This window comes from Rhodobium orientis (genome assembly GCF_003258835.1).
Taxonomy (GTDB): domain Bacteria; phylum Pseudomonadota; class Alphaproteobacteria; order Rhizobiales; family Rhodobiaceae; genus Rhodobium; species Rhodobium orientis.
In genome coordinates, this window is record NZ_NPEV01000059.1 from 1 (window position 1) to 13,360 (window position 13,360).

The following is a 13,360-nucleotide window of genomic DNA, read 5'->3' on the forward strand; positions in this document are numbered from 1 at the left end:
GCCCCAGTTCCTGGGGCGCGGCGGCTTCGAACGGTTTGCCAAATGCCGCTCCGGGCCGAAGCCAGAGGACCGGCCGACCGTCCCCGTCCTGGAGCTGTGCGATCGTCTGCGACTGCAAGTCTGTGCCGTCCATAAGGACGGTCCCGCTGGTATCGGCGAGACGCACGGGGCCAGCATCGAACCGGATCTTAGGCGCACCTTCCGGCGGCGCCAGGTCGGACACCCAGATATAGGGACCTTCTTTTGGCGCAGTCCGATAGCGGACGTGAACCGGCGTATGTTCATCAATAAGGCCGTGCAACAGGTGCGCCGTACCATTGAGCATTGCCGGGTTTTGAAGGACCACCGTAACGCCTTTGGCGAAATGCGCGCCGAGCTCGAAGAAGTCGTCGGCGGGACCGGCATCGTCGAGGACAAAGTGGCTCGAAGGCAGCAACTGTGCGTCATAGCCCTGGGGCGCATAGGCGCAATCGCCACCGCGCACCTGGCGAGTTGTGGAGACCTCGATTTGATTGCGGGCGGTCATCAGACCCCCGGGCAAGTCAACACGCAGCCGGGTCCTTTCCTCGTCCGTCACAGTGGCGCTTGCCAGCAACAGTCCATTCATCGTCACGCCGACGACCGGCGGTGTTTTGCCGCCGTCACCGGCAACCGACATGTCGACGACCACGCCAGAAACGCGTTTCCCGGGCGGTATTCGCGTTGCCGGCAGGGAGACGTTCCAGTTGCCGCGATCGACGATCCGAAGGATCGCAGGCGGGCCGCCCAAATCGCCGAAATCCAACCGATTGGCCGGCTGCCGATCCGACCGGCGCACCCCCCCAACTTCCGACTTGCTCGCTAGTGCGTACCATCGGCTCCGCAACAACTGCGCTGCGGCCAGCGGATCGTCGCCGCCAAGAACGATGGACGGCGTAGTGCCGGTGCGCGTCTGCAAGGACGGTGCTTCCGGTCCTTCCAGAATGATACGCGCCTTTTTCCATTCGCCGCCGTTCGAGGCCGGAACGGCGGTCGATAATAATACTGCGTCCGGGTTCCCAGCGACCAGTGCCAGCGCTGCCGCGGCCTGGGCCTCGCTCGGAGTTGTGGGTATGACGATCTCAAGACTACGCGGCATCATCGCCGCCACGTCCGCGACGGACGTCAGTGCGTCCCGGCGCAGTGTGGCGATGACGCCGCCCAACGGCGAAAGGGACAAATAGGCGCCGGATACCCGTTGATCGACGCAACGGTCTTCCGTCATGGCACCCGAATACTCAATGCGAATATGCACGAAGCCGTTCTGGACGTCGTCCTGGTCAATGGGAATCTCGATCTCGCCGGATTGCTCGCCCGAATCTAGCGGTCTGGTGAGGCGCGGTTGGTCCGCGATGCTCACTTTGACGTAGCGCAGGCTATCAAACGCAGCGGCCGAACGATAAGGCAGAAGCAGGCGGAGCGTCTCTACGGTGGAAGGGCGCGCGATGGGGAAATAAAGGTCTCGGATTCCGGACAGGCCCGTCATTTCGACGCCGTTCGCAAAGCCTAGTTCAGAAAGCGTTATCGTGCGCTGGAGCGCAGCATCGCCGAACGATTGTTCGGCGATGCTGGCTGCCGTTTTATCCAGCCGCTGCGCCGCTGCCTCGTCGGGATCGGCCGCTCCCATGAAAGCCAGCATGGCGAACGTCGTCGCGATTTTCTGCAAGTGCGAGCCTAGCATCGTCATGCTCCATCTGCGGGAACGGTATTGCGAAGTGCCATGGCCATGGAGCGAAGGGCGGCAAGGTCCTCCCGCGTCGGAGGCGCAGACCGCGCCTTCAACTCCAGGATAAGGGTCTCGGCGTCACGGGCGCGATCGCCCAGTTCCTTGTAGCCAAGCAATGGTGCGATGCCGGCGAATTCGTGCAAGGAGACATGAAGGGCGTCCATTTCGGACGCGTAGGACTCTACCGAAAGCGCTTTGGCGCAGCCCTCCAACTGGTCGAAGCGCGATGGCAACCGCGCAGCAAACCGAGTGGCAACACGCTTCAGAGCTGGAGAAACGGGGGTTGCGGCCATAACTTTCCCTAAGAAACGAAACTCGAGGCACCGAAATATTGTCACCCCACAATCGATAAGAACAGTTTAAACTATACACCTAAACGACATGAAGGGCTTTCCTGCATTGGAAATTAAGCGAAGACCGTTATCTTCGCCCGTAAGCATCATTATGGCGGACAATATCATCCTCCTCTAGATAGGAGCCGGTCTGTACCTCTATTAGGTGCATTGGAATGCGGCCTGGATTCTCCAAGCGGTGCAGCGAGCCGAGCGGAATGTAGACAGACTGGTTTTCGCTAACAGACCGCACCTCTTCATCAACAGTTACACGTGCCGTGCCGCGCACGACAATCCAGTGCTCCGAACGATGATGATGCGATTGCAAAGAGAGCTGCGCACCCGGCTCCACAACAATCTCCTTTACCTGAAAACGCTCGCCGAGATTGATCACCTGGTACCAGCCCCATGGCCGGTAGCAGCGCTGATGGGTCACTGCCTCGCGCCGGTTGCGTTTTTCAAGATCGGCGACAACAGCCTTGACCTTTTCTGACTGATCTTTAGGGGCAACAAAAATCGCGTCGTGATTGGCGACGATAACGAGGTCTTTAACGCCTTGCCCAACGACGAGTGGACCGTCGCTTACTGCCAATACACCCTGCGAGTCATAAAGCTCTACGGGACCATCGGAGATGTTCTCTCCATTTTCACCGCTGCTGCGCACTTCGTAAATCGAGTTCCACGAGCCAATATCGGACCAGCCCATCGATACCGGCACCACAGCGACACGATCTGCAAGTTTTTCGGCGAAAGCGACGTCGAAGGACATGTTGTCAATCCGTGCATACGGCTTCGAGTCCAAGCGGAAAAAGCAAAGATCGGCCTCCGCTCCTGCACAAGCGGCTTCGCAATATGCAAGCATCTTCGGCTGAAAATGACGAGCAACCGAAACAAGGTGCTTCGGCGAGAACAGGAAAACACCAGCGTTCCAGGCGAAACTGCCGGCGGAGAGAAGTTTTTCGGCCGTCTGTCGGTCGGGCTTTTCGTGAAAGCTCTTGGCTCGGCGCACGCCCGGAATATCAGCAAGAGGCTCGCCAATCTCGATATAGCCATACCCCGTCTCGGGCCGGTCCGGCTCGATCCCGAGGGTAACAAGATAACCCGCTTCCGCCGCGGGAATGGCGTTTGAGAGCGCGTCGCAATATGCTGAAGGATCGGCGATGAAGTGGTCGGCGGGCGATAAGAGCACCAGACAATCCTCACCGAAGCGCTCGGCAGCCCGGACCGCTGCGACTAGCGCAACCGGCGCGGTATTGCGCATCAGGGGCTCCAAGATGATTTCCGCACCGGCCGCCGATGTTGTCTTTAATTGCTCGGCAACGAGAAAACGGTGCTCTTCATTGGCTATGATGATTGTTTCGACGTCGACATGTCCATTCAGCCGTTTGACAGTATTTTGCAAAAGCGAGCGCTCACCGAGGAGCGACAGAAATTGTTTTGGATAGGAGCGTCGCGACATGGGCCAAAGGCGCGTACCCGACCCGCCGCACATTATTGTATGAACGACCGTTGCCATATTTCTTACCCTAGACAGTAATTTAGTGCACTATTCCACACAACACCATGATAGTAATACTAGTTTTAACTCGCCACGAGTTGTCTCAACTATCATCAAAAATAGTTAACAATTTCTTTTGAATATATTATTATTTATTTTAAGAAATTTCGTGATTTATACTATGGATAACTAGGAAATCCATACCTCTCGAATTCAGCCATTCTTGCCTTTGCCAAAACGCATCTGCCTACTTTGCTCCGTCCGGTAAGAACTTAAATTCCCCATTAACTTATTCGACAGGTCGGCCTTGCTATAGTGGTTTCGTCGTCAAACGTCGGGAATACCTAGATTGAACGAGATGTTGAAACGCAAATCGCTGCGATTTTGGATCGCCCTCGGCATGCTCGTCGCCTTGGCGCCTCTCACGACCTCCGCAGGCCTTGGCTACCTAATCCTTAGCCGCGGTGTGATCGCTCCGGTTCACGATGTCGCCTTTCGGCAAAAGGACCAGATAATTCCGATACAACGCCTGCAACTATTGATCTGGAATACAATGACTCCAGTCGATGAGTATATCGCGGACGGGAACCCGCTTCACCGCGAAGCTTTCCGAAGCTTTCGCGCGCAAATCGAAACGGGATTTGCCGAACTTCTTGATGCGGTAAACACGGATGCAACGACGCAGGCAGTTATGCGACGAGCACGTGAAAGCTGGACCACCGCGGATACGCTAGCAACTCGGCTGATCTCCGCCCCCAACGAGCTGGCCAACCCGCGACGCATAGAAGCAATGGAGAGATTTCACGGCGAGATCGTCGCGACGTCGGACAAACTCCAGGCCGCCTATGCGAAGCTGGCCGGTGAAATCCAGCAGGACCACGACATCGCCGTCCTTACCTACGAAAGGTCGATATGGATCGCCGGAATTGCGGGGGCGGTCTCGCTTTTGGCAATTTTCTGCGGTGTTTTTGTCATCGGTCGTATCATCGGGGGAAGCGTGGACCGGCTGGTTGAAGGCGCGGCACTTTTTGCCAAGGGCGAACGAGAGCATCGAATTGACGTTCAGGTGCCGCCTGAACTGCGGCGCGTCGCGGACGAGTTCAATCTTATGATCGGACGAATTCGCGAGTCGGAAGATGCGTTGGCAGCGTTGGCCCATCTCGACAGTCTCACCGGTCTTTACAACCGTCGCGCATTCGAGCACGCGTTATCTGAAGCCTGGGCGCGTTTTGAGCGATATGGCGAACCCTGCTGCCTGCTCGCCATCGACATCGACCATTTCAAGCGCGTCAACGATACCTACGGCCATGCGGCTGGAGATGACGTGCTCCAAGCTATCTCAAAGGTCATGATACAAACCAAACGGCGTTTTGATCAGGCCTTTCGGATCGGCGGAGAGGAGTTCACGATCATTCTGCGGAGGACCGATCGCGCTACAGCACGCGCGATCGCAGAACGCTTGCGCCGGGCCGTGGAATTCGCACAGATTGGTGTCAATGGAAACACCATTGAGGTGACCGTGAGCATCGGAGTCTCCGAAGCATCTGACGATCTTGATGCAAAACGAGTTGTCGAACATGCCGACGCCGCTCTCTACCAAGCTAAGTCCAACGGTAGAAATTGTGTGGCCATTAGCTCCAATTCCGACGCCAGCGATCAGAATGCGGCATAGCTTTGCTTGCTCTTTCTCTGATCAGAGAGTCGACGCCAGTCCGCAAATCCCCACACCTTTTCCTGAGCGACCAGATCAACACAAGGACTCTCCGTAAAACCGGAGGGGACTTAGGGCTCAGGTCACGAACGATGCGGCGCCGAGGGTGAGATTGCGCGAGCTGGCGCCCGAGCGCCGCCGCTTCGCCTACCGCCGGCCGTATCTGCTGCTCAAGCGCGAGGTTGTCGAGTTGAGCTGTAAGAGGCTCTTCCGGCTCTACAGGGAAGAGCGGCTGACCGTGAAAAAACGCGGCGGCAGCAAGCGGGCGCTCGGCATCCGGAGGCCGATGACGATCCCACAGCACGCCAACCGGCGCTGGAGCCTCGACTTCGCGTCGGACACGCTGACAAACGGCCGGTGCTTCCGCATCCTCGGCGTCATTGACGACTTCAGCCGGGAGTGCCTAGCCGCCGTCCTCGACAACTCGCTCTCCGGCGAGCGGGTCGCCCACGAACTCGATGCCATCGCCGAGCGTCGCGGCTACCCCTTGATGATCCTCTCGGACAACGGCACGGAACTGATCTCAAATGCCATCCTCGCCTTGGACGAGGATCGCCGGATCGCTTGGCATTACATCGCCCTCGCCAAGCCGATGCCGAACGGGCTGTTCGAGAGCTTCATCGATCGGCTCAGGGACGAGTGCTTGAACGAACAGCTGTTCCGCAGCTACCGACGCCCCCGCGACATCATCGAGACTTGGTGCGTCGACTATAATCTCAACCGCCTGCACACCAACCTCGGCGGCCTCATTCCCTGCCCGGCGGCGATCACCGTCTTCATCCTCTGCCTGCATCTCGGCAAAGTCTTTCTCGGAGTGACGCTGGTCAGCGCCTTTTCGATCGGCCTTGCGGTGACCCTCGTCGCCATCGGCGTTGCCGCCGCGCTCGGGTTGAAATACGTCGCCACGCGCACCTCGCGCTTCGACCGGGTGATGAGGGCCGCGCCCTATCTCTCGGGCGCGCTGATCGCCGCCGTCGGGTTGATCATGGTGCTGGTCGGCTGGAGCCACCTCAGCGCCGCCCACGCCTGAGACGAAGCGGCCAGTGGGCTGAAGCGTGACGGTGTGACCGCAAACACTGTCGCAACGACCGTCGCCACCGGATTGCCGCGGCCTGAAAGGCTTGTTTGCAGAACGTGCAGGGTCAAGGTTTTGAGTTTTCCGCGCCGGAAAGCAACGCGGCGACCGCGACGAACCATTTTTTGCACTACGAAACTATTCGCCAGGCCTGCCGCGAACACATCATATCCACCTCCGCTTTCCCGGCGGCGCCGTTCGCTCGCATTGAACTCCTCGTCCGCGCCGTCGACTATCGAGCCGATTGTTCCAGACGGATCACGCTGTTGAACACGCTTTTTTTGCTCATGGCACAGTATGATGGACGTGTGATTGTCCCGGCAGAGATCGTTTGCAGGGATTACTTTTCCCACCTGACGATCACCAAGTTCCTGCGCAAGGTGAGCACCGGAGAGATCGACCTCCCGCTTACCAGGGCGGAGAGGAGCCAGAAAAGCGCCAAGGGCGTGCACCTGCAGGACCTGGCCTCGTACATCGACAAACGGCGCGAGATCGCGTTATCCGAGGCTCGTGCCTTCCGCATCAAATAATATCTCGGCACCAGCCTGGCAGTGATCGATCTTTGACCCGCCAGGGCCTCATGGCTCGGCCTTCGGCCACGCTTTGCTAATCGCGCGCCCTACCCCGCAGATCTACCGGTATCGCCCCCACCGGCTGACCAGTACAACGAGGGTACAACTCCGTGAATTCGAGCGCCTTTAGTTATTGATATTGCTATTTTTTTCGCAATGCCTGTCCAATCCATCATCGGCGTAATGGCGAATTTATTATATTTTTCATTCATTTACATATAGATTCTAGATCGCCTTGAGATTGGACAAACTGGCATTTCTCACAAACGTGATATTTGGCTCATTTCATTCCGATTTTAAAGTGCAACGTCCGATGTCACCCAACACCACTTTCCTGCTCTTGGCCCAACACAATGGCAAGGCCATCGTTCCGATCGATGAGGTGCGTCGCGGTCCCTTTTCTTACCTAACGCTCCGGAATTTTCTTCGCATTTTGGATTCAGGCTATATCGCCCTTAAACGGCTCCCCGTCTTCGGACCGCCGCCCGCCACAAAGTGAGACAAGACCGCAGCACACAATGCGGTGCGGTTTTTGTCATCGGTGCCCGCGGCGCACTCGAACAGCCGGGTGACGCCGACAACGTCGCGGATGTGCGTTTCTTGCAGGATTGACATGCAAATGATGCGCATTCCGAACAACCGGCCCGGGCGGTAGGCTGTCCCTGTTCGCGGCGATCCCGCCGCAGCATGCACCGGAGCAGACCATGACGACGGACAATGACAGGCTGGCCTCCCGCGACGACAGCCAGACGGCGGCCGCGGCGGCCGACCGTTCCGGGCTGACGCGCGCGGATTGGAATCGGCGATACGAGGCCAAGGAGCTGATCTGGTCGGCCAGCGCCAATGGAACGCTCGTCTCCGAGATCTCGGGATTGGCCTGCGGACGCGCCCTGGACCTTGCCGGCGGCGAGGGTCGCAACGCTGTCTGGCTGGCCGAAAAGGGCTGGCAGGTGCATGTCGTCGATTTCGCCGACGAGGCGATCGAAAAAGGCAAACGGCTGGCCGCAAAGCGCGGGGTCACCGACCGGATCACCTTCGAAACGGCCGACCTCACGGACTATCGGCCGGCACCGGAGGCGTTCGATCTCGTCATCATGATGTATTTCCACATTCCGGTCGCCGATCTGCCGCCGATCTTCAAGCGTGCAGCGCAGGCCCTCGTACCGTCGGGCACCTTCCTGCTCGTCGGCCATGACGCGGACAACCTCGCCCATGGCTATGGCGGCCCGCAGCGTGCCGATCTGCTATACAATGCGGATTTCGTCACGTCGGCGACCGGCGACATCCTCGACGTCGAAAAAGCCGGCCGGATCGAGCGCAAGGTCGACACCGACGAGGGTGTCAGGATCGCGTATGACTGCCTCGTCAGGGGCCGGCGCCGTTGACACGCGCCTCGCAGGATGCGTCCGACCGCATGGGCCTTAACAAACACCAAGAATGACATTTCGATATCCGACCCCGCTCGGTCCTTTGACGAGCGTCCCGTGGAAGGTCGGCGCACAATCGCCGGGTCTTGAGGTGGCAGATGCAGGGCGAACGAGAGGACGGCTTCGGCCGCGAACCCTCCTTCAAACGACCGGCCGAAAGGCTGGTGCTTGAAGGCTATCGCTACTGGTCGAGCGGCTGCGCGACGCGCTCGACGGAACCCTGGGCCGAGGCGCAACTGCTCTATTGCCGTGTGCTCGGCGATCGCGACGGCAGACAGGGCATCATCGCGCTCGCCGACTTCGTCAAGACGCTTGGAGAGTGTGCGACCTGCCCCTTGCGCAGGTTCCATTCCGGCTCTCGTGCGATCTGCCGCGACGAAACGCTGGTCATAGGCCTCATCGCAGGCCTTCAGAACGGCGACGACCAGACGACGGCTTTCTGCCTCCATCGGCTGTGCTGTCCGCAACTGTGCGACACCGTCGCGGCGGCCGCCGGCAACTTCGCCCTGACGCTGAAATGCTTCGACAAGGTCATGCTGCCGGTTGCCGTCCATGTGCTGGTTCGCCTGCTTGCGGCAACCCGCGACGGCGACGACGATCCGTCGGGCGGAGCGGTCCTCCATTGAGTTGCCGTTTCGGCTCGGGTCCCGCATGGATTTGCGGGACGGCCAGGCCGTTGCCGAGCTACCCCGCCAGGTCGCGCATAATCGCATCCGCGGCGCTGACGACGGGATCGTTGGACCGTCCGATCAGATGGGCGAAGACGACGCTGACCCCGTCGCAAACCTCGCAGATCAAATCCGCTTCGCCGCAATCACGCGCCTCCATGGCACTCGGTGCGTGCAGCAGGCCGAGGCCGACGCCGCCGGCGATCAGCGTGCGCGTGACCCGTTCCTGCTCGACGCTGACGGTCTTTTTCGGCCGGAACCCATGGGTTTCGAACAGCGATTCGGCGATCTTGCCGCAGCAGGTGTTGGAGTTCGGGCAGATCCAGGGCCGTTCGGCCAATGCGCTTATCTCCACCGGCTCTCCCGTCGCCACTGTCCCCGGCGGGGCCGCAAGGTAGACGGCGAACCGGTCGACCTCGATCGTTGCCAAGTCGGCGTCGGGAGTGCCGGCCTCGACGTAGATGCCGGCATCGACCGTGCCGCGACGGATGCCGCCGAGGACCTCGGCCGACCCGCCGTGGTGCAATTCGACCTCGACTTCGGGATGGCGCGACGACAACAGGGAAAGGAACCTTCCGAGGATCGCCGCATTAGTGCTGCGTGCGGCGCCGAGGCGGATCCGGCCGGTGAGCCGGCCCTTCATGCGGCCGGCTTCCTCCAGGAACTCGCGGTGCACGCGCAGCGTTTCCTCGACCTTGACCAGCAGTCTGGCCCCGTCCGCGGTGAGCACCATGCCGCGCGGCGTGCGCTCGAAAAGGGACAGCCCCAGGCTTTCCTCCATCGCCTTGATATGCGCGCTCACGGCCGGCTGGCTTAGAAAAAGCAGCTCGGACGCCCGGGTGATACTGCCTTCCCGGGCCACGGCCGCAAAGGTGCGAAGCTGGTGAATCTCCATGTCCCTGCCCTATTTCGCGCGCCGCGTCGATGGTTTCATAGCATGCCGACCAGACGCCACCATAAGAGATCAAGCGGCGTCAGAAAGAATGCCGTGACGGCGAACAGCGACAGGCACAGCCGGGTCGGCGGACCCATTTTGAGAGCCGCGAGTTGAACGGCAACCAACAGCGGCGGGGATTGGTAGGGCAACAGGATGTTGGAGAATCCGAGGACCTCTGTCATCAGCACCGTGGTCAGCGGCAACCCGGTCAGTCCGGCAAGGTCTTCGGCAAGCGGGGTGATGACGGCCGGAACGCCGGGCATGGTGGTGAAGACGGCGACGAGTTTGGCGACGCCGACCAGCCCGACGACGTTCCAAAGAGGCCGGTCCGGCGAAAACCCAAGATGGGCGCTGATACCGTTGACGATGGCCGCGCCCAGCCCCGCCTCGGCGATCACCGCGCCGAGCCCGACAATCCCGGCAATGAAGAACAGCGGCCCGAGATTGAGCGTGTCGTTGAACGCCTTCGGCGCCGTCAGCCCCGAGCCCGGCCAGAGGCAATAGAGCGCCGCCGACAGGCCGATCCATGCCGGCGATATGTGGTGCACGCCGTCGCTGAGCCACAGGGCAAGGCAAAGGCCGAGGACGATCGTCAGCCGCCGCTGCGCGGGCTTCAGCGGTCCGCGCGAGGGCGCCGCGGCAATCGGGTGCGCCGGATCCCGGTCGGGAAAATGCCACAGGATCAGCGCGGTCAGCAGTCCGGCCTTGAGCGCGCCCAGCACCGGAAAGTGCAGGAGCAGATACGGCCAGTAGGCTGGTGCGTAATGGAACAGGGTCTCGGCCGAGCCGGCCAGGATCATGTTCGGAACGTTGGCGGGAAGGATCGCAAAGGCTGGAACGTTGCACCCGAAGGCGGCTGCAAGGAGAATGCCGGCGCGGCCGTTGCTGTCCGGGCCGTATCCCGCCCGGTCAGCCAGGGACAACGCTATCGGCATCACCAGCACCGTGCGGCCCATCGCTGACGGCAGGACGAAGCTGAGCCCGACGCCGAAGACGACCAACCCGCCGACGATGATACCGGCATAGCGTGCGCCCAGCAGTCGCGTCAGGGAGTCCGCGAGCCGGTTGTCCAAACCGGTGTGGCGGAACGCGGCACCGAGAACGATCCCGCTGAACAGCAACCAGAACGTCGACGACCGGAATCCGGAAAAGACCGTGTCCGCCGGCGCGATCCCGGCGGCGACCGCGATCAGGAAGAAGGCCAGGGCCGTCCAGTATTCCGGCATGGCAGCGGTGGCCCAGAGCCCGATACAGAGCACGACCAGCGCCAGAACGGCCGCCATCTGCATGTCGAGCACGAATGCGCCGGCGAGGCCGCTGAGCCCGGCGAGCGCAACGATCACCCCGACCGGCCGCAATCGGGACCGGCTTGCCGCCGGTTGGCGGGCGCCACCGCAAACTCCGTCGCCGGCCGGCGTCGTCATCGAACGGGCCAGGCCAGCGACCCGTTGACGCGGCCCGCTGCTGTTGCGGCCGGTCGGCAGGTCGTGGTCAGGGCAAAAATACCGGAAGTCATGGGAGAACTTTGGGGCCCGGCCGGCTGGCCGTCCAATCGAAATTCGCGAGGCCGGGCCTCGGATTGGCTGATAGCCGGTGCGCTTGGCATTTGCCGGATTCTCCGGCCGTGCGATCTCGATCCCTCCCCCGACGCCTGCCCTGGCGCCTCAAGAAACCTGAGCGCAGACCTCCGGCTTTTCGAATTGTGCGACGCGTGACCGCCGGCCTAGGGTGGCGCGATTAAGTGCAAGTGCTTCCCATTCGCAATGCCGGAAGCCACGGAGCACCCGGAACACCTGACCGAGACGAAGAGGTCTGCCATGCGATTGTTCATTCGCCGAGACATCAACGCTGTTGTGATCGCCGCACTCGCGGCATTGGCTGCACCACCCGTCCATGCGGACAATGTAGGCGATCGGCTCGTGATCGCAGACGCCAGCAGCGATCGCGGCATGCCTGCGCCCTATGTGCATCACAAGAACGGCCCGGGGTACATCTACACGAGCTACGTGTTCGACACCCTGATCGACCATGGAGCGAACGGCGACCTTACGCCAGGGCTGGCGGAATCCTGGACGCTGTCCGACGACGGACTCGTTGCTGACCTGACGCTCAACGACAAGGCCCGCTGGCACGACGGCACGCCCGTGACGGCCGAAGACGTCGCCTTCACCTTCGCCTACATGACGGACCACCCCTATGTGCTCACGTCCGTTGCGATGGTCGACACGGTGGAGGCCATCTCGAAAGACCATGCGCGAATTACCTTGAAGCGGCCCTATGCGGGGCTTCAGTCCGGGCCGCTGCTCTCGTTGCCGATCCTGCCGAAGCACATCTACCAGGACCAGCCGGCGCCGGAGCGTTTCGTCGACAGGAAGGCGGCCACCGGCAGCGGCCCTTACAAGCTCGTCAGCTACGACAAGGCGCAGGGGCGCTACCTGTTCGAACGCAATGACGGCTACTATCGCGGCACGCCGAAGTTCCGCCAGGTGGCGATCGTCAAGATGGCCCCGGACGCCGCGCTCCAGGCGATGGCGGCGGGCGAGGTCGACGTCATCGGCAGCCTGCCGTGGACCAAGGTCGAAGCGGCAAAAAAGGCCGGCCTCAACGTCCTGTCGGCGCGCAGCAATCATCCCGTCCGGCTGGTCTTCAACCATCAGGGCATGTTCCGCGAAAAGGACCTGCGCCATGCGCTCGCCTTTGCGATCGACCGCCAGGCCCTTATCGACGTCGTCTACCAGGATGGCGCCGTCGTCGCGGAGACCGGCTACTTCCAGATGGGCTCGCCATGGCGCCGCGAGACGGCCGACCCCGACTACGCCCATGACGCCGACAAGGCTGCCGCCCTGTTCCGGCAGAACGGCTGGGAGCGCGGCGACGACGGCCGCTGGCACAGGGACGGATCGCCGGTGGTCCTGCGCCTGATCGCCGACAAGAGCTTCAACAACCTGGCGACGGCGCTCGCCGATCAGCTCGAAGCCTTCGGGATCTCCGTCGATCTCCGGATCCTGGAAAGGGCCGCCCAACAGGAACATGTGCGGACCGGCGACTTCGATCTGGCACTGTTCACCGCCAGCACGATGGGCGACCCGAACGGAGTCGCTCGGCGAGTGACCAGCCCGATGTTTTGGCGCGGCGACCGGTTCCAGGACAGCGAAGCCATGAAAGCGGCCATCCGTGCCCAGGCAGGTGCCCTCGACCACGCCGAGCGGCTCGACCAACTGCACCGGTTCCAGGCGCTCTATGCCGAGGAACTGCCCGCCTACATGCTGGTCAATCCGATCTGGACCACGGTGCACAGCGACAAGGTTACGCCGCGCTACCTGGGGGATGGCGTCGCATTCGGTATCCCGAGCGCGCTGCACAAATCGATGTTCCTGCGGTGACAGGGGTCCGGCC

12 protein-coding genes and 1 pseudogene are annotated in these 13,360 nt (G+C 61.3%); 8 read left to right on the plus strand and 5 right to left on the minus strand.

The window, feature by feature from the left end; all coding sequences use genetic code 11:
* From CH339_RS20215 to CH339_RS20225, 3 genes are all read right to left on the minus strand, one after another.
* A partial coding sequence (locus tag CH339_RS20215; RefSeq protein ID WP_146610260.1) for a cellulose biosynthesis cyclic di-GMP-binding regulatory protein BcsB occupies positions 1–1,705 on the minus strand: 1,705 nt, incomplete at its 3' end.
* A complete protein-coding gene (locus tag CH339_RS20220) occupies positions 1,702–2,037 on the minus strand; it encodes an Hpt domain-containing protein (RefSeq protein ID WP_111436184.1) in 336 nt (111 codons plus the stop codon). The genes CH339_RS20215 and CH339_RS20220, both read right to left, overlap by 4 nt.
* Positions 2,038–2,164: 127 nt before the next feature.
* Complete coding sequence (locus CH339_RS20225) at positions 2,165–3,592, minus strand: mannose-1-phosphate guanylyltransferase/mannose-6-phosphate isomerase (RefSeq protein WP_111436185.1); 1,428 nt, start codon at positions 3,590–3,592, stop codon at positions 2,165–2,167.
* 340 nt (positions 3,593–3,932) lie between these two features.
* Here CH339_RS20225 and CH339_RS20230 point away from each other — a divergent pair, with 340 nt between their 5' ends.
* The 7 genes and pseudogenes from CH339_RS20230 to CH339_RS20255 all read left to right on the plus strand — a co-directional run bounded on the left by CH339_RS20230 (position 3,933) and on the right by CH339_RS20255 (position 8,985).
* A complete protein-coding gene (locus CH339_RS20230) occupies positions 3,933–5,246 on the plus strand; it encodes a GGDEF domain-containing protein (protein ID WP_111436186.1) in 1,314 nt (437 codons plus the stop codon).
* Between the two features lie 127 nt (positions 5,247–5,373).
* A pseudogene (locus tag CH339_RS20235) lies at positions 5,374–6,039 on the plus strand (integrase core domain-containing protein); the annotation flags it as partial.
* Complete coding sequence (locus CH339_RS26060) at positions 6,034–6,315, plus strand: HoxN/HupN/NixA family nickel/cobalt transporter (RefSeq protein ID WP_420877347.1); 282 nt, start codon at positions 6,034–6,036, stop codon at positions 6,313–6,315. The pseudogene CH339_RS20235 and the gene CH339_RS26060, both read left to right, overlap by 6 nt.
* A 104-nt stretch (positions 6,316–6,419) precedes the next feature.
* Complete coding sequence (locus CH339_RS26065; RefSeq protein WP_420825909.1) at positions 6,420–6,890, plus strand: pyocin activator PrtN family protein; 471 nt, start codon at positions 6,420–6,422, stop codon at positions 6,888–6,890.
* Between the two features lie 355 nt (positions 6,891–7,245).
* Positions 7,246–7,431: a pyocin activator PrtN family protein gene (locus tag CH339_RS20245; RefSeq protein WP_111436188.1), complete on the plus strand. Its 186-nt coding sequence runs from the start codon at positions 7,246–7,248 to the stop codon at positions 7,429–7,431.
* 205 nt (positions 7,432–7,636) lie between these two features.
* On the plus strand, positions 7,637–8,317 hold the full coding sequence (locus CH339_RS20250) for an SAM-dependent methyltransferase (RefSeq protein WP_201241063.1): 681 nt from the start codon (positions 7,637–7,639) through the stop codon (positions 8,315–8,317).
* 140 nt (positions 8,318–8,457) lie between these two features.
* The gene (locus CH339_RS20255; RefSeq protein WP_111436189.1) at positions 8,458–8,985 is read left to right on the plus strand and encodes a hypothetical protein; all 528 of its coding nucleotides are present in this window, start codon (positions 8,458–8,460) and stop codon (positions 8,983–8,985) included.
* A 58-nt stretch (positions 8,986–9,043) separates the two neighbouring features.
* Here the strand turns inward: CH339_RS20255 and CH339_RS20260 are convergent, their stop codons facing one another.
* On the minus strand, positions 9,044–9,922 hold the full coding sequence (locus tag CH339_RS20260; protein ID WP_111436190.1) for a LysR family transcriptional regulator: 879 nt from the start codon (positions 9,920–9,922) through the stop codon (positions 9,044–9,046).
* A gap of 35 nt (positions 9,923–9,957) precedes the next feature.
* Positions 9,958–11,307, minus strand: coding sequence for an SLC13 family permease (locus CH339_RS20265; RefSeq protein WP_245408182.1), 1,350 nt, complete (start codon positions 11,305–11,307; stop codon positions 9,958–9,960).
* 606 nt (positions 11,308–11,913) lie between these two features.
* Between CH339_RS20265 and CH339_RS20270 the strand changes: the two genes are divergently transcribed.
* Entirely contained in the window at positions 11,914–13,347 is a 1,434-nt protein-coding gene (locus tag CH339_RS20270; protein WP_201241062.1) for an ABC transporter substrate-binding protein, read from the plus strand.
* Positions 13,348–13,360 lie beyond the last annotated feature (13 nt).